Source organism: Paraglaciecola sp. 2405UD69-4 (assembly GCF_047525415.1).
Taxonomy (GTDB): Bacteria; Pseudomonadota; Gammaproteobacteria; order Enterobacterales; family Alteromonadaceae; genus Paraglaciecola.
Window position 1 is genome coordinate 78,943 of sequence record NZ_JBLIXM010000006.1, and the last position, 16,741, is coordinate 95,683.

17 protein-coding genes are annotated in these 16,741 nt (G+C 39.6%); 7 read left to right on the forward strand and 10 right to left on the reverse strand.

Annotation, left to right across the window (positions count from 1 at the left end; all coding sequences use genetic code 11):
• Window positions 1-43: 43 nt before the first annotated feature.
• The 4 genes from rplS to rpsP are packed head-to-tail and all read right to left on the reverse strand — an operon-like array spanning window position 44 to window position 2,022.
• On the reverse strand, window positions 44-403 hold the full coding sequence (rplS, locus tag ACMUMK_RS16800; RefSeq protein WP_414702382.1) for a 50S ribosomal protein L19: 360 nt from the start codon (window positions 401-403) through the stop codon (window positions 44-46).
• Between the two features lie 19 nt (window positions 404-422).
• A complete protein-coding gene (gene trmD / locus ACMUMK_RS16805) occupies window positions 423-1,202 on the reverse strand; it encodes a tRNA (guanosine(37)-N1)-methyltransferase TrmD (RefSeq protein WP_414702311.1) in 780 nt (259 codons plus the stop codon).
• Window positions 1,202-1,744 carry a ribosome maturation factor RimM gene (gene rimM / locus ACMUMK_RS16810; protein ID WP_414702312.1) on the reverse strand — a complete coding sequence of 181 codons (543 nt, stop codon included), beginning with the start codon at window positions 1,742-1,744 and terminating at the stop codon, window positions 1,202-1,204. Before rimM ends, trmD begins: the two co-directional genes overlap by 1 nt.
• Window positions 1,745-1,770: 26 nt before the next feature.
• A complete protein-coding gene (rpsP, locus tag ACMUMK_RS16815) occupies window positions 1,771-2,022 on the reverse strand; it encodes a 30S ribosomal protein S16 (RefSeq protein ID WP_414702313.1) in 252 nt (83 codons plus the stop codon).
• A 286-nt stretch (window positions 2,023-2,308) separates the two neighbouring features.
• Between rpsP and ACMUMK_RS16820 the strand changes: the two genes are divergently transcribed.
• Window positions 2,309-2,806 (forward strand): SprT family zinc-dependent metalloprotease, encoded by a 498-nt coding sequence (locus tag ACMUMK_RS16820; protein WP_414702314.1) that lies wholly within the window; start codon window positions 2,309-2,311, stop codon window positions 2,804-2,806.
• A 4-nt stretch (window positions 2,807-2,810) separates the two neighbouring features.
• Here the strand turns inward: ACMUMK_RS16820 and yfbV are convergent, their stop codons facing one another.
• Complete coding sequence (yfbV, locus tag ACMUMK_RS16825) at window positions 2,811-3,257, reverse strand: terminus macrodomain insulation protein YfbV (RefSeq protein ID WP_414702315.1); 447 nt, start codon at window positions 3,255-3,257, stop codon at window positions 2,811-2,813.
• Window positions 3,258-3,614: 357 nt separating this feature from the next.
• Here yfbV and trxB point away from each other — a divergent pair, with 357 nt between their 5' ends.
• The 4 genes from trxB (at window position 3,615) to infA (ending at window position 6,349) form a co-directional block, all read left to right on the forward strand.
• On the forward strand, window positions 3,615-4,568 hold the full coding sequence (gene trxB / locus ACMUMK_RS16830) for a thioredoxin-disulfide reductase (protein WP_414702316.1): 954 nt from the start codon (window positions 3,615-3,617) through the stop codon (window positions 4,566-4,568).
• Between the two features lie 69 nt (window positions 4,569-4,637).
• Entirely contained in the window at window positions 4,638-5,351 is a 714-nt protein-coding gene (aat, locus tag ACMUMK_RS16835) for a leucyl/phenylalanyl-tRNA--protein transferase (protein ID WP_414702317.1), read from the forward strand.
• Entirely contained in the window at window positions 5,348-6,046 is a 699-nt protein-coding gene (locus ACMUMK_RS16840) for an arginyltransferase (RefSeq protein WP_414702383.1), read from the forward strand. Before aat ends, ACMUMK_RS16840 begins: the two co-directional genes overlap by 4 nt.
• Before the next feature lie 84 nt (window positions 6,047-6,130).
• Window positions 6,131-6,349 (forward strand): translation initiation factor IF-1, encoded by a 219-nt coding sequence (infA, locus tag ACMUMK_RS16845; protein ID WP_006010397.1) that lies wholly within the window; start codon window positions 6,131-6,133, stop codon window positions 6,347-6,349.
• A 99-nt stretch (window positions 6,350-6,448) separates the two neighbouring features.
• On the opposite strand, the gene clpA is transcribed toward infA, so the two are convergent.
• Together clpA and clpS are read right to left on the reverse strand one after the other, a co-directional pair.
• Window positions 6,449-8,722 carry an ATP-dependent Clp protease ATP-binding subunit ClpA gene (clpA, locus tag ACMUMK_RS16850; RefSeq protein ID WP_414702318.1) on the reverse strand — a complete coding sequence of 758 codons (2,274 nt, stop codon included), beginning with the start codon at window positions 8,720-8,722 and terminating at the stop codon, window positions 6,449-6,451.
• 51 nt (window positions 8,723-8,773) lie between these two features.
• On the reverse strand, window positions 8,774-9,094 hold the full coding sequence (gene clpS / locus ACMUMK_RS16855; protein WP_414702319.1) for an ATP-dependent Clp protease adapter ClpS: 321 nt from the start codon (window positions 9,092-9,094) through the stop codon (window positions 8,774-8,776).
• Window positions 9,095-9,325: 231 nt separating this feature from the next.
• Here clpS and cspD point away from each other — a divergent pair, with 231 nt between their 5' ends.
• Complete coding sequence (gene cspD / locus ACMUMK_RS16860) at window positions 9,326-9,544, forward strand: cold shock domain-containing protein CspD (RefSeq protein ID WP_339721772.1); 219 nt, start codon at window positions 9,326-9,328, stop codon at window positions 9,542-9,544.
• 121 nt (window positions 9,545-9,665) lie between these two features.
• Here cspD and ACMUMK_RS16865 read toward each other — a convergent pair whose 3' ends face one another.
• Window positions 9,666-11,888 (reverse strand): NADP-dependent isocitrate dehydrogenase, encoded by a 2,223-nt coding sequence (locus ACMUMK_RS16865; protein WP_414702320.1) that lies wholly within the window; start codon window positions 11,886-11,888, stop codon window positions 9,666-9,668.
• A gap of 261 nt (window positions 11,889-12,149) precedes the next feature.
• On the opposite strand from ACMUMK_RS16865, the gene ACMUMK_RS16870 reads away from it, so the two are divergent.
• Window positions 12,150-12,749: a pseudouridine synthase gene (locus ACMUMK_RS16870; RefSeq protein WP_414702321.1), complete on the forward strand. Its 600-nt coding sequence runs from the start codon at window positions 12,150-12,152 to the stop codon at window positions 12,747-12,749.
• A 127-nt stretch (window positions 12,750-12,876) separates the two neighbouring features.
• On the opposite strand, the gene ACMUMK_RS16875 is transcribed toward ACMUMK_RS16870, so the two are convergent.
• Both ACMUMK_RS16875 and ACMUMK_RS16880 read right to left on the reverse strand, forming a co-directional pair.
• Entirely contained in the window at window positions 12,877-14,475 is a 1,599-nt protein-coding gene (locus tag ACMUMK_RS16875) for an isocitrate lyase (protein WP_414702322.1), read from the reverse strand.
• Window positions 14,476-14,524: 49 nt separating this feature from the next.
• Window positions 14,525-16,699: a malate synthase G gene (locus ACMUMK_RS16880; RefSeq protein WP_414702323.1), complete on the reverse strand. Its 2,175-nt coding sequence runs from the start codon at window positions 16,697-16,699 to the stop codon at window positions 14,525-14,527.
• Window positions 16,700-16,741: the final 42 nt, after the last annotated feature.

Consider the following 16,741-nt stretch of genomic DNA (forward strand, 5'->3'; position numbering starts at 1 on the left):
AAGGCGGGTTTTCTTATAAGTTAACGGTAACGCAAAAATTAAATTAACCTAGCTTCTCTTTAATACGTGCAGAACGACCAGAGCGTTCACGCAAGTAGTAAAGCTTAGCACGACGAACAGCACCACGACGTTTCACTTCAATAGAACTGATTGCCGGGCTGTGTGTTTGGAATATACGCTCAACACCTTCGCCGTTAGAAATCTTACGAACTGTAAAAGCAGAGTGTAGGCCACGGTTACGTTTAGCGATTACAACGCCTTCGTAGGCCTGAAGACGTTCTTTGTCGCCTTCTTTAACGCGTACTTGCACAACTACTGTGTCACCAGCACCAAATGCTGGAACGTCAGTTTTTAGCTGCGCTTCTTCAATTTTCTTGATGATATCTTGATTTACTTTACTCATCATATCCTCTCATTCTAGATTAACTGTCATCATGCTGCGGCAAATCCTTTAGATATAAATCTAATAATCTTTGCTGCTCCTCAGTCAGAGCTAGATCGTTTAATAATTCAGGGCGTCGTTGCCAAGTTCTACCTAGCGACTGTTGTAAACGCCACTGCCTGATTTTTTCGTGATCACCACTCAACAAAACCTTAGGAACCAGCTCTCCGTTCAAGTTTTCTGGCCGAGTATAGTGTGGACAATCCAATAAACCATGACTAAAAGAGTCTTGTTCAGCAGATTGCTCATGCCCTAATACACCGGGTACAAATCTTGACACTGCATCCATTAAGATCATCGCAGGTAATTCACCGCCACTTAACACGTAATCACCAATCGACCATTCCTCGTCGACTTGTGTTTGTATTACCCGTTCATCAATACCTTCATATCGACCAGCAACTAGAATTACGCTTTCATTTTCAGAAAGCTTTTTCACACCTGTTTGATCAAGCTTTTTCCCTTGGGGAGAAAGGTAAATCACTTTTGTTTTTCTTCCTGCAGCTTGTTTAGCTGCCAGAATAGCATCTGTTAATGGCTGAACCATCATCAGCATTCCGGGACCACCACCATATGGTCGGTCGTCTACAGTGCGATGTTTGTCATGGGTAAAGTCTCTTGGATTAAAACACTCTACTTGCAACAACCCGTTTTTCACGGCTCGCCCTACCACTCCCTGCTGGGTAAAAGTTTGAAACATTTCAGGAAACAAACTTATTACACCAAACCAACGACTTGGAACCCATTTAGGATCTTGCATTAAAAAGCAGGATCCCAATCAACTGTGACCATTCTAGCCTGCCGATCCACTTGCTTAATTACTTGTTCAAGCAAATAAGGGATCATGCGTTCTTTTTGACCAAAAGCGTCATTCAAATTAGCTTTGACTAACATAACGTCATTTGCGCCTGTTTCGAATAACTCTTTTATAACACCTAAGTTATAACCTTTATCAGTAACAACTTGCATGCCGACCAACTCACGCCAATAAACGTCGTTGTCATCTAATTGAGGTAGCAATTCTGCTTTAATAGAAATCTCAAGATTCTTGATACTTTCAGCATCATCTCGAGTTTCTACCCCAACCAGTTTGGCAACTAAACCTTTATTGTGGGTTCGCCACTGGTCAACGACGTACTCATTGCTTTCTTGCACTTGGCCCAATAGCCAAGGAGTGTAAGCAAACACGCCATCTAAATCATGGGTATAAGACGTGATTTTAACCCAACCTTTGACACCATAAGGTGCACCGATTTTGCCTATCACTAATGTGTCTACTGACGTATCAGACGCTTGACTCATTTCTTAAACCTTTTTTGCAACTGCAATTAAGCTGCTGCTTTTTGTGCATCTTTTACCAAGCGTGCAACACGGTCAGATAAGCCTGCGCCTACCCCAACCCAATGCTCAACACGGTCAAGATCTAAGCGTAAACGCTCTTCTTTGCCCTGTGCCGTTGGATTGAAAAAACCAATGTTTTCAATAAAACGACCATCGCGTGAACGACGGCTGTCTGCAACCACAACTTGATAAAATGGACGCTTTTTAGCGCCACCACGCTGTAAACGAATAGTAACCATATATGCCTCAAACTCGTTGTAGCGTTAACGTTAACTTATGTACCTTGTCCTAACCATTATCAGTCAGATAAAAGGCCGCCGTATTGTACGGATTTAGAACGGTTATGCAACAATAAATATTAGTTCTCTCTAGATTGCAATCATTTAACTAAAGATCAGGTATGTAACAGCATGCTAAAATGCTCATTATTAGCTATTTCTCGTAGCCGTATTTGGTAAACTGCGATAGGTTATTTACAATTAATATCCAGTAATTCACTCCCTATCATAAAGAAAGCCAACTATTTTGACATCGACACCTCAACAAATTGCCCCCCTAGTTCAACATAGAGTTGAGCAATGCTATTTAATTGCTGAGGATTACTTTAAACGTAACTTCGAACGTCCTAAAGTATTGTTAAGCCAAAGGGGCAAGGTGGCAGGAAGTGCGAGATTACAATCCAATGAGTTACGTTTGAACCTCAGGTTATTAGAAGATAACTTTAATGAGTTTATGATTGAGGTTATTCCCCATGAAATTTGCCATCTACTTACATATGAAATATATGGTCGGGTCAAACCTCATGGTAAGGAGTGGCAAGCTTTAATGATCCACTTATTCAAGTTAACACCTAAGACACGACATAATATGGATGTCAGTAAAGTAGCAGGAAAAACCTTTTCTTATTACTGTAGCTGTGGTTCAGTTGACCTAAGTATCAGGCGTCACAATAAGGTTGTACGCGCAAAACAACAATATGTATGTAGGCGCTGCAACGACATACTTAAACCTTCGCTTGGCTAAAATATTAAAACCAACGCTTGGTAAACGTTTTATCTAATTCATCAAAGGCTGTTTTTAGTAATCGAGCTAATTCTTTGTATTGGGGTTTTACTCTTGGGCTTTGTAAGGCGCAACCATGTAACTGCATTTTATGATGGATATCTAAATACCAAGAATTAAGTGATGGTGGCAAAGGCTGATTAGCACGATGCCCCAACCAAAATAGCCCTTGCATCGGCAGAGACATAAAAAATGCACCTAAAGCTAAGGCTTGCGGTAACATTTCATACCCTTGGATATTAAATAAAATAGCAACAGTGATAACCGCTAACGCAGGCATAACTTTAATAGATAATTTAGTTGCAACTATTACTCGAGATTCAGGAAACATAGCATACAACTGTTTTTGCATTGGCCAAGTCTGCATATATTGCTGACCATCTTTAAGCATTGAAGTAATTGTATGAGCCAAATTTCCACTCCATCTATAGTCGCTTGTTTAGGGGGTGTAGCCGTTTAGTATGTATATTATATACAAAGCCATAGCTTTTTAGTTGTAGCGCTGGTTCATATGCCTACTGGCAAAATCAAAATTCTACAACAAAAGTTAACAACACCAAGTGTAACTAGTATATTTATGTTCTGCTAACACATTCAAGTTATATACAATGGCTTAATGATTATTAGCAAATAAATTTAATCAAAATGTACTGATAATAATAAATTGTTTTTAACTTGTCATTGAAACTAAAAGACATGCCCTCATGTCTAGCAACAAAGAGTTTATAGATTACCAAATAGAAATATTCGACAATTTGTGGAGAGTAAAATGTCTGAAGCACGACACGTTAAATTATTAATTTTAGGTTCAGGGCCTGCGGGATATGCAGCTGCAGTTTACGCAGCACGAGCTAACTTAAACCCTGTACTGTTAACAGGGATTCAGCAAGGCGGGCAACTTACTACAACAACAGAGGTTGAAAACTGGCCAGGAGACCCTGACGGGCTTACAGGACCAGATTTAATGGTACGTATGCAAAAGCATGCTGAGAAATTTGATACAGAAATCATATTTGATCACATTAACAAAACAGATTTATCAAAGAGACCGTTTACCTTAACAGGCGATCAAGGCACCTACACTTGTGACTCTCTAATTATTTGTACTGGAGCTTCAGCTAAGTACTTAGGTATGGAGTCTGAAACTGCGTTTATGGGTAAAGGTGTTTCAGCTTGTGCAACATGTGATGGCTTCTTTTATAGAAACCAGAAAGTTGCAGTAGTTGGTGGAGGTAATACAGCCGTAGAAGAAGCCCTGTATTTATCTAACATAGCGTCAGAGGTACATGTCATTCACAGACGAGATTCATTTAGAAGTGAAAAAATCTTAGAGGACCGTCTATTAGAAAAGGCTAAAAATGGAAATGTCGTACTACATTTAAATAGGCAACTTGATGAAGTGCTAGGTGACGACATGGGTGTCACTGGCATTCGCATAAAAGACACTCAGTCTGATGCGACTGAAGAAGTTGATATTATGGGACTATTTATAGCTATCGGACATCAACCTAACACCGCAATTTTTGAAGGTGAGCTTGAGATGAAAGATGGATATATAAAAGTTCAAAGTGGTACCGAAGGCAATGCAACTCAAACGAGTGTAGAAGGTGTGTTTGCAGCTGGTGACGTAAGTGATCATATCTATCGTCAGGCAATTACCTCTGCTGGAACTGGTTGTATGGCAGCGTTAGATGCTGAGAAATTTTTAGACTCAATAGAATAATACCGTCTAAAACGTTATCTTTAAGGCCTCTTTTGAGGCCTTTTTTATTAGGAATACAAGCTCAACACAATGTTCACACTAACGAAACTTGATCATCATTTGCAATTTCCCAATACTGATATTGCGTTACAAGACCCTAATGGTTTACTAGCTTTTGGTGGTGATCTCTCGGAACAACGATTATTACTTGCATATTCACAAGGGATCTTTCCTTGGTTTAGTCAAGGCGAGCCTATTATGTGGTGGTCTCCTGAACCAAGAGGTATCTTGCCGTTAGACAAGTTTAAATGTAGCAAAAGTCTAGCTAAGTTTTCACGTAATTGTGGTTATGCTATCTCTGTTAATAGAAGCTTTAACAGTGTTATTGAAGCATGCGCCAGTATCCCAAGGCAGGACTCGGGAACTTGGATCACCGAGCAGATGATAAATGCATACAAGCACCTTCACGCTAAAGGCCATGCCCACTCCATTGAGGTTTGGGACCAAGATAATTTAATAGGCGGCCTATACGGTGTTGTTGTCGGAAAAGTTTTTTGTGGTGAGTCTATGTTTCATAGTGTAACCAATGCTTCTAAATTGGCATTTATGCATCTTGTTAATTTACTTAAAGAAAACCACTGCAACTTTATTGATTGTCAAATGCAAAACCCACACCTCGAAAGCCTTGGCTGTATAGAAATACCAAGAAATGAGTTTTTAAGATTACTTAAAATAGATAGTAAAGCTACCCTAGAGCCAAGTATTTGGGACCCTAGGTTTATAGAGCCAAAATTATGTCAATGAAATTTGGTATTACTCAACCTAACCCATGCAGCTATTTACCTGAGGAAAAAGAACAGATACTGGTTTTAGTTTCAGATACCCCAGCAACACGGCACCAATATGATTATTTAATTAGTATGGGGTTTAGGCGTAGTGGTGAGCAGGTTTATCGTCCCCATTGCCAGGCGTGCAAAGCATGCGTACCAATTCGTTTACCAGTTGCGCAATTTTCACTATCCAAAAGCCAAAAACGTATTCTTAAACGCAATCAAGATTTAGAAGTAAAAGTCAGTACTCAAGATAAACCTGAATACTACACACTTTTTGAATCCTACATAAAGCAACGTCATTCAGATGGCAGCATGTTTCCCCCCAGTAAAGCTCAATACCAAGGTTTTGTACCTAGTCCGTGGGGAGAAACCTTATTTATTGAGTTCTATGCAAAACAAGACTTAATTGCAGTTGCAATTACAGACAATCTTTTTACATCATTATCAGCAATGTATACCTATTTTAAACCGGAAGAAGATAAACGCTCACTGGGTACATTTGCGATTCTAAAACAAATAGAGTTAGCCCAAACGATGGGAAAAGAGTTTTTGTACTTGGGATATCAAATCGATAACTGTCAAAAAATGCGCTATAAAGAAAATTTTCTTCCCAATGAGCGCTTTTTTGAAGATAAATGGCAACTAATTACAAAAAAGTCAGTGTAAAGCTTTACACTCAGTCGCTTATTGGGCAAAATCTGCGCGGCATTTTTTGACACTTATTTTATTTATTAGAGGTAGCATAGTTAGATGGCGAAAGAAGATTGTATTGAAATGGAAGGCACTGTGTTGGATACCCTTCCAAATACTATGTTTCGAGTTGAATTAGAAAACGGTCACGTAGTGACTGCGCATATATCTGGTAAAATGCGTAAAAACTATATTCGAATTTTGACTGGTGACAAAGTAACAGTCGAAATGACACCATATGACCTTAGCAAAGGTCGCATCATCTATCGTGCTAGGTAAAAGATAAAATAGCTTTTATTTTTACGTTAGAAGTTATTTCAGTAGACACAAAAAAACCGATAGCATCTGCTATCGGTTTTTTTATTTCTAATGTTAAATTTAAGAGTTTAACGCTTCTGGTTTTTCTTTATTGTCTGAAAAGAACTCAAAACTTAATCCATCTTTCTTAAAGTCTATTTTAACACTACCACCTTGTGTTAGTTGCCCAAACAATAACTCATTAGCTAACTCTTTTTTCACTTTTTGCTGAATAACACGGCCCATTGGTCGCGCACCCATATTTTTATCATATCCTTGTTCGGCTAACCATTCTCGAGCCTGATTAGTAACTTCAAGAGATACTCCCTTGTTATCTAACTGTACCTGTAGCTCAACAATAAACTTATCAACAACCTGCAAGATAACGTCTTTATCAAGGTGATTAAACCATACGGTTGCATCTAATCTATTTCTAAACTCAGGCGTAAACAACTTCTTGATCTCGGACATAGCATCATGGCTGTGATCTTGTTGTTTAAAACCAATTGAGGTTCGAATTGTCTCTTGTACACCAGCATTAGTGGTCATAATTAAAACAACATTTCTGAAGTCTACTTTGCGGCCATTATTGTCAGTCAAGGTTCCATGATCCATAACCTGCAATAAAATGTTGTATATATCACTATGAGCTTTCTCTATCTCATCCAACAAGACTACAGAGTAAGGCTGTTTAATAACGGCATCCGTTAATAAACCACCTTGATCAAAGCCTACATACCCTGGAGGTGCACCAATTAGGCGACTAATGGCGTGGCGCTCCATATACTCAGACATATCGAAGCGAACCAACTCAACGCCCATAATTTTTGCTAGCTGCGCAGACACCTCTGTTTTACCCACACCCGTTGGGCCGGCAAACAAAAAGTTACCAATAGGTTTAGTTTCGTTTCCTAAGCCCGAACGGGATAAACGTATCGCATCTGTCAATGTTACAATTGCTTCGTCCTGTCCAAACACGACTAACTTAAGGTCTCTGTCTAGGTTTTGTAGTACTTCTTTATCGGATGCAGACACCGACTTTTCTGGGATCCTTGCAATCTTAGATATGACCTGTTCAATATCTGTAACGTTAATTGTTTTCTTACGCTTAGACACGGGTAACAAACGCTGACTAGCACCGGCTTCATCTATGACATCAATTGCTTTGTCAGGCAAATGACGCTCGTTAATATACTTAGCCGACAACTCTGCTGCTGCACGAATTGCTTTGTGTGTGAAGCGCACACTATGATGCTCTTCATATCGAGATTTTAATCCCATCAAAATCTTAGTTGTATCACTTACAGATGGCTCAACTACATCAATCTTCTGGAAACGACGGGCGAGTGCCCTGTCCTTCTCGAAAATCCCTTGATACTCCTGATAGGTTGTGGAACCAATACAACGCAACTCACCACTGCTTAATTTAGGTTTAAGTAGATTAGAGGCATCCATCACACCGCCAGACGCAGCTCCAGCGCCAATTATGGTGTGAATTTCATCAATAAACAGTATGGCATCAGGTTTTTCAGATAACTCTTTCAAAATACCTTTAAGGCGCTTCTCAAAATCACCTCTATATTTAGTGCCAGCAAGTAAGGCTCCCATATCCAATGAGTGCACAGTTGCATCTGCAATAACCTCAGGAACATCGTTATTAACTATCCGATATGCCAACCCTTCTGCAATGGCTGTTTTTCCAACTCCAGCTTCACCAACTAATAAAGGGTTGTTCTTGCGACGACGACATAACACTTGAATGCTACGCTCTACCTCTTTGTCACGGCCAATAAGTGGATCAATTTTCCCCTCTTTGGCACTCACATTAAGGTTAGTTGAATACTTATCAAGAACTGAAACAGACTCTTCTTGTTCTGAGTCATGCTCAGTTTCACCCGCCGATGTCGCCTCATCATCCACTTTAGATACGCCGTGCGATATAAAATTAACCACATCCAAACGAGTAACATCTGATTTTTTCAGAATATATACAGCTTGTGACTCTTGCTCACTGAAAATAGCCACTAACACATTAGCGCCTGTTACTTCCTCTTTTCCAGAAGACTGCACGTGAAACACGGCTCGTTGAAGAACCCTTTGAAATCCTAGAGTGGGTTGAGTTTCTCGCTCATTTCCCTGCTCATCTAACAAGAGTGGAGTCGTATCTTTTACAAAATCAGTAAGCTCTTGCTTAATAGTCTCAATATCAGCACCACAGGCCTGTAGCGCCTCTTTAGCAGCACTGTTGTCTAATAGGGCAAGTAGTAAATGTTCTACCGTCATAAACTCGTGACGGTGCTCCCTAGCAAAAATAAACGCATCATTTAGCGTTTGCTCTAAATCTTTATTTAACATAAGAATGCCCTCTAACTGCTAGCCTATAGGATAGATTTATTAACATCTCCATTATGCCTGTTCCATAGTACACATTAATGGATGTTGATTTTCTTTAGCGTACCTGCTGACTTGCATTACTTTAGTTTCAGCTATCTCTGCTGTATATATGCCACAAACTGCCCTGCCATGATAGTGCACAGTTAACATTATTTGTTGCGCCTTTTCTCCTTCTAAATTAAAAAAGCGCATCAACACATCCACTACAAAATCCATAGGTGTGTAGTCATCATTATTTAATATCACTTTGTACATAGGTGGCGGAACAGCTTTCTTTCGTTGCTCTTCCCTATTTTTTTGGCGTTCTATATCAATGGTATTATCTTTACTCATAACTTAATTATTTTGTCCAAAAATCACAAATAAAACCTTAATGTTTGCAAAATACCTTGGTTATAGCATTCTTTCAATGATGCAAAATTTAAAATTCGACTTGACAAAAACGGCTTAAAAAACCTACATTTTACTTGGGGGAGCTGTATTAAGCTGTTTCTAGCTCTTTCCCCTCATAGTAAGTGTGGGGTCAAAGTGGTATTAGTTCAAGGGATTTAAGGAAGCAGAAGTATGGCAGTCGGCAAAGTAAAATGGTTCAACAATGCAAAAGGGTTTGGCTTTATTGTACCTGATGATGGCGGAGAAGATATTTTCGCTCATTATTCGACGATACAGATGGAAGGTTACCGCTCGTTAAAAGCTGGTCAAGAAGTCAAGTACGAGGTACAACAAGGTCCTAAAGGGTTACATGCTGAAAACATTGATTTCAATGGTGAGCCTGAACGATAAATGATAGCTGAACTTCAATAGTTCAACTCATTGCCCTAAATAAATAAAAAAGCAGACTTTCGTCTGCTTTTTTGTAGCAATAAAAATACACTCTATAAAAATATAAAGTGCATTATTTAACCTAAGATAATGCAGCGTTTAAAGTTGCACTTGGGCACATTGCTTTAGTAGCTAACACTTCATCTGGATAGTAGTAACCGCCAATATCTGCAGCAGCGCCCTGCGTAGCATCAATTTCAGCGATAATTTTTGACTCATTTTCAGACAGTGTCTTGTAAAGCGGAGCAAATTTTTCAGCTAGTTCAGCATCTTCTGTCTGGCTAGACAACTCTTGCGCCCAGTATAGAGCTAGATAGAAGTGGCTGCCTCTATTGTCCAACTGACCAGCTTTACGAAGAGGTGACTTACCATTTGTTAACAAAGACTCTGTTGCTTTATCTAAAGCAGTTGCCAAAACTTTTGCTTTACTGTTTTCAGTTTTAATAGCTAAATCTTCTAGTGATACAGCTAATGCTAAAAACTCACCTAATGAATCCCAGCGTAAGTGACCTTCTTCAACAAATTGTTGAACATGCTTTGGAGCAGAACCACCAGCACCTGTTTCAAACAGGCCACCACCAGCCATTAGTGGAACGATTGAAAGCATTTTAGCGCTCGTTCCCAGCTCAAGAATAGGGAACAAATCAGTTAGGTAATCACGTAAAACGTTACCTGTAACAGAAATAGTATCAAGACCTTTAGCTGCTCTTTCCATAGAGAAACGAATAGCTTTAACAGGTTCCATAATAGAAATATCTAAACCAGTTGTATCGTGATCTTTAAGATACTCGTTCACTTTAGCAATCAACTGTGCATCATGGGCACGGTTTTCATCTAACCAGAAAACTGCAGGAGTAGCTGAATGGCGAGCACGTGTAACTGCAAGCTTAACCCAATCACGAATAGGTGCATCTTTAGCTTGTGCCATTCTCCAGATATCGCCTTCTTCTACTTCGTGTTGCATTAACACATTGCCATCTTGATCGATAACTTTAACTGTCCCATCTGCTGGAACTTCAAAAGTTTTATCATGAGAGCCGTATTCTTCAGCTTTTTGAGCCATCAAGCCAACATTTGGTACTGTCCCCATAGTGGTTGGATCAAATGCACCATTTTCTTTACAAAAATCAATAGTTTCTTGGTAGATAGTTGCGTAGGTAGCGTCTGGAATCGTTGCTTTAGCATCTCCTGCTTTGCCATCAGGTCCCCACATAAAGCCAGAACCACGGATCATTGCTGGCATTGAAGCGTCAACGATAACATCACTTGGCACGTGTAAGTTTGTTATACCTTTGTCAGAATTAACCATGGCCATATCAGGACGTTTTGCATAACAAGCTTCGATATCTGCTTCAATCTCTGCTTTTTTATCTGCAGGTAAAGAGGCAATTTTATCATAAACGCTTCCTAGACCATTCTTAGTGTCTACACCAATTTCATCAAATAACTCGCCATGCTTTGCAAAAACATCTGCAAAGAAAACTTTTACACAGTGACCAAAAATGATTGGATCAGATACTTTCATCATGGTCGCTTTCATATGTAATGAAAACAAAATACCTTGCTGTTTAGCATCTTCAATTTCTTTCTCAAAGAACTCACACAGTGCTTTCTTGCTCATGAAACTTGAATCAATTACTTCACCATCTAAAAGTGGAACCTTTGATTTAAGTACGGTTGTTTCACCAGCTTTATCAGTTAATTCAATTGATGCGTGACCAGCAGAGGCAACAGTGACTGACTGTTCTGAAGAATAAAAACACCCAGACTTCATATATGCCACATGGCTCTTAGAGTCTTTGCTCCAAGCACCCATTGAATGTGGGTTATTTTTCACATAATTTTTAACTGCAGCTGGTGCACGTCTATCTGAATTACCTTCACGTAAAACAGGGTTAACAGCACTACCTAACACCTTGCTATAACAAGCTTTGATGTCTTTCTCTTCATCAGTTTTAGGAGATTCTGGGAAATCAGGTAAAGCTATGCCATGAGATTGCAGTTCTTTAATAGCAGCGACTAACTGTGGAATTGAAGCGCTAATATTCGGTAATTTAATAATATTAGTTGATGCGTCTTGGGTAAGTGCACCCAACTCACTTAACGCATCTGGAACTTGCTGTTCTGCCGGCAGATATGCACTAAGATTAGCAAGAATACGTGCAGCTAAAGAGATATCGCTAAGTTCAACGTCAACGTCAGCACTAGCAACAAAACTACGGATAATAGGCAATAAAGAATAAGTAGCAAGAGCGGGTGCTTCGTCTGTTTTAGTATATATAATTTTTGACTTAGAAATAGTCATTATGAGCCTCATGGTTGTGGTAACGCACTGACAATCCATATTCCTAGAGCATTAACTAATTACTCTATCATCCACTACACTGTGGCACTATGAACTGATGTATTGTACCGAAGTTTAAAATTATCTAAGGTAAATTAGACAGCCAAATATATATGGGTAAAGTAAATAAATACAAGTTTTGCTTGCATATTATATTCTGTAAATCACACTTCCATCCACCTATCAATGCAATTTTGTAATACTTTTATTTTATAGCTTACTATGTCTAGCCCATTTTATTCCCGTTCTCATCCTAAAAATAAAGGCAAGGTGTCTTCTTCTGACGCTTCAAAAAAAGTAGTACTTTTTAATAAGCCTTTCAATGTGTTAACTCAATTTACTGACCAAGAAGGTAGGCAAACACTGAAAGATTTCATTCCGATACCAGAGATTTATGCGGCAGGTAGATTAGATAAAGACAGTGAAGGCTTGCTAGTTCTGACCAATAACGGAAAACTGCAAAATAAACTAGCGTCACCAAAACACAAAACAACTAAAACCTATTGGGTACAAGTAGAAGGGATCCCCGCACAATCTGATATTGATAAATTAAGCAAAGGTGTTGAGTTAAAAGACGGAATGACGCTGCCAGCAAAAGTGATGCAAATTGAAGAACCTGATATTTGGCCTCGAACACCGCCTGTACGTTTTAGACAAAACAAGCCCACTAGCTGGTTATCTATTAGTATTACTGAAGGCAGAAACCGCCAAGTTAGACGTATGACGGCTCATATTGGCTTTCCAACTCTCAGACTCATTCGCTACCGCATCGGGAACTGGACTATAGACGGTATTGAGAATGGAAAATATATCGAGATTTAAAGGATGAATGTTACTTCACTCGCTCTTAGCAACTATCCCTTTGGCCCCTATGACTTTACTTGATGTTCATATACTAAATAAAAAAGGCTGCGTTATACGCAGCCTTTTACCTTATACGCCAGTTACCTTACATGAATTGATTCATGGTATTTGATTCTCCAGAGGCTTTTAACGCTCGGCTTCCAGAAAAATACCCTTTGTGCTCATCTCCAATATTCGAACCAGACATATCTTGGTGCTTAACACAGGCCAAGCCTTGGCGAATTTCCTTACGCTGCACTTCAGCTACATACCCCAACATACCTTGGTCACCAAAATAATCTTTGCTCAAATTGTCCGTTGATAAAGCCGCAGTATGATATGTAGGTAACGTAATCAAATGATGGAAGATCCCAGCTTGTTGGGCTGCTTCTTTCTGAAAACTACGTATCTTGTCATCTGCTTCTTTTGCAAGAGCTGAGTCATCGTAAACTTTGGACATCAATTGATCTCTTTGGTATTCAGAAACATCCTTACCTTCAGCTTGCCATGCGTCAAAAACTTGCTGACGAAAGTTTAGCGTCCAGTTAAATGATGGGCTGTTGTTGTATACCAACTTGGCATTGGGTATTACCTCACGAATACGATTTACCATAGAGGCTATTTGACCAATATGTGGCTTTTCAGTCTCAATCCACAGCAAGTCAGCACCGTGTTGTAAGGAGGTTATGCAATCCAATACCACTCTATCTTCACCAGTATTAGGCTTAAATCGAATTAAACCATTATCTAAGCGAGTTGGCTTAATCACTTGCTTGCCTATTTTAATAGCCATGTCACCGGTATTTAACTCTTCAATTGAATTAACTTCTTCCCCATCAATATAAGCATTGTATTGCTCTGCTAAATCACCAGAATATTGGGATACTGGGATTTTCTGGGTTAAACCTGCACCCAATGAGTCTGTGCGCGCAACGATCACGCCATCTTCAACACCTAGCTCCATAAAGGCATAACGTACCGCATTAATTTTTGCTAAAAAGTCTTCATGGGGTACAGTTACTTTACCGTCTTGATGGCCACATTGCTTGGCGTCAGACACCTGATTTTCAATTTGAATGCAACATGCCCCAGCCTCTATCATTTTTTTCGCTAATAAATAAGTCGCTTCCTCGTTACCAAAACCTGCATCTATATCTGCAATAATCGGCACAACATGGGTTTCAAAATTATCAATCTCATTTTGAAGTGCCTTCATCTTTATTTGATCACCAGACTCTGTTGCAGCGTCCAATGCTACAAATAGGTGTTGTAACTCCCTAGCATCGGCCTGTTTTAAAAAGGTGTATAGCTCCTCAATTAAACTAGGTACTGAAGTTTTTTCATGCATAGACTGATCCGGTAAAGGTCCAAATTCGGAGCGCATTGCCGCAACCATCCAGCCAGATAAATACAGGTATTTACTGCGGGTGGTACCAAAATGCTTTTTAATTGAAATCATTTTTTGTTGACCAACAAATCCATGCCAACACCCTAAAGACTGTGTGTAATTAGCGGGATCATTATCATAACTCGCCATATCCTCACGCATTATTTTTGCAGTGTAATTGGCAATATCTAAGCCCGTTTTAAAGCGATTTTGTAAGCGCATTCTTGCAATGCTTTCTGGATCAATTCCATTCCAAGTCATCCCTTGTTGATTAATAGTTTTACCGGCATTTTGTGTTTCAGTTTTGTAAGTATTCATAAATAATCCCATTTTAGTTTGTAGGCCTTAGCCAAATTAAGAAAAAACTTTATCTAACTTGCTGTTTAGCAGTTACTCGATGCCGATGAAGCAAAGGTTCGGTATATCCATTAGGTTGCTGCGCCCCTTTAAAAATTAGGTCGTGGGCAGCCTTAAATGCTTGATTTTTATCTATATTCGGCGTCATCGCCCGATACCCTGGCAAGTGCACATTTTGCTCATCAACCACTTTTGCCATTTGTCGCATCACCCGCTCCACTTGGGCTTCGCTGCAAATACCATGGGTTAACCAATTAGCAATATGTTGGCTAGAAATACGCAATGTTGCTCTGTCTTCCATCAAGCTAACATTGTTAATATCAGGGACCTTGGAACAACCTACTCCATCATCAATCCATCGAACCACATACCCCAAAATACTTTGAATATTGTTTTGTAGCTCAGCCAAGACTTGCTCTTCAGTTAAAGAAAAGTCTGGGCCCATTAAAGGTATTAACAGTAAATCCTCAAGTCCCATTACTTGCTGCTTTAGAATTTGCCTTTGTTCTTCAAAAACATCTACTTGATGGTAATGCAGAGCATGTAAAGTGGCCGCAGTAGGAGATGGTACCCAAGCGGTATTTGCACCTGACTTTGGATGAGCTATTTTTGTATGCATCATTTTTTGCATTTCATCCGGCATAGCCCACATACCTTTGCCAATTTGTGCTTTGCCCGACAAACCACACTGCAAGCCAATTTGCACATTGCGTTTTTCATAAGCCTCTATCCAAGCTTGAGTTTTAATGTCCTCTTTGGGTAAAAACGCACCCGCTTGCATGCTGGTGTGTATCTCATCACCGGTGCGATCTAGAAAACCAGTATTAATAAACACAACACGCTCTTTAGCTGCTCGAATACACTCTTTAAGATTAAAGCTAGTGCGGCGCTCTTCATCCATAATGCCAATCTTGATGGTATTTTCTGCAAGCCCTAACATCAGCTCTACCCTGCGAAACAACTCACAGCTAAACGCCACTTCTTCTGGCCCATGCATTTTAGGCTTTACAATGTAAATACTTCCGCAGCGGCTATTACGAATGCCTTTCTCTCTTTTTAAATCAATAGCACCAATTAATGCGGTAACAACGGCATCTAAAATCCCTTCTGGTACAAAGTTCCCTAAGTGATCTTCCATTAAATCACTTTCCATCAAATGCCCAACATTGCGGATCATCAATAACGAACGACCATGTACTCGATATTCCTCCCCTTCTAACGATGTATAAACATGGTCTTTATTCATACAGCGAACAATTGTCTCGCCACCTTTTTCAAATTTAGTTTTAAGAGTCCCCTGCATTAGTCCTAACCAATTTCGGTACACTTCAAGTTTGTCTTGTGCATCAACTGCAGCTACCGAGTCTTCACAATCCACAATGGTGCTAATTGCTGATTCAACTAATATGTCCTCTATATTTGCTGAGTCGCCTGCGCCATTAGTGCCATTTCGATTGAATACGATTTCTACATGTAATCCATGGTTTTTAAGGAGAACAGATTCAGGATCTGATTTTGGCCCAGTAAGGGCAACAAATTGACAAGGCTGCAGCAAACCAGTCTCTGAGCCATCAGCAAAGAAAGCGAGTAAATGCTGATAGTAAACAACATAACTGATTACATCATGGTGAGAGCCAGAAGCGAGAGGAAAGCTACTGTCAAGAAAGTCCCGTGCCATAGAAATAACTTGCTGTCTTCTAGCATCATTTTGAGTTGCACCAGATGTTAGGCTGTTATCATGAGAAGTAAGGTCCGTACCATAAAATGCATCGTACAAACTTCCCCATCTTGCATTGGCTGCATTTAACAAAAAGCGGGCATTCTTCGCAGGCACAACTAACTGTGGCCCAGCCATAGATGCTATTTCTGCGTCTACATTATTGGTAGTAACACTGAAGTCTTCACCCTCTTCGACTATATAACCTATCTCTCGCAGAAAACTCTCATATTCATGTGTATCAATCTCCACCCCATTGCGGCTCAGGTGCCATTGATCAATTTTATGCTGTAATGACTTTCTAGTTGCCAAAAGTTGACGATTCACCGGCGCTAAGTCAGTAACTAACTGGCCTAAGTTTTCCCAAAATATGGCTGGGGTTAAGTTGTGAAGAGGCAATACTTCTTCGTTGATGAAGTTGTAAAACCCTTCGTTTATCAAACTTGTTTTCTGCTGGGGTATATTCATCTTCTTTAACCTTTTTATCCAAAGTTGTTATCTTTTTATCGT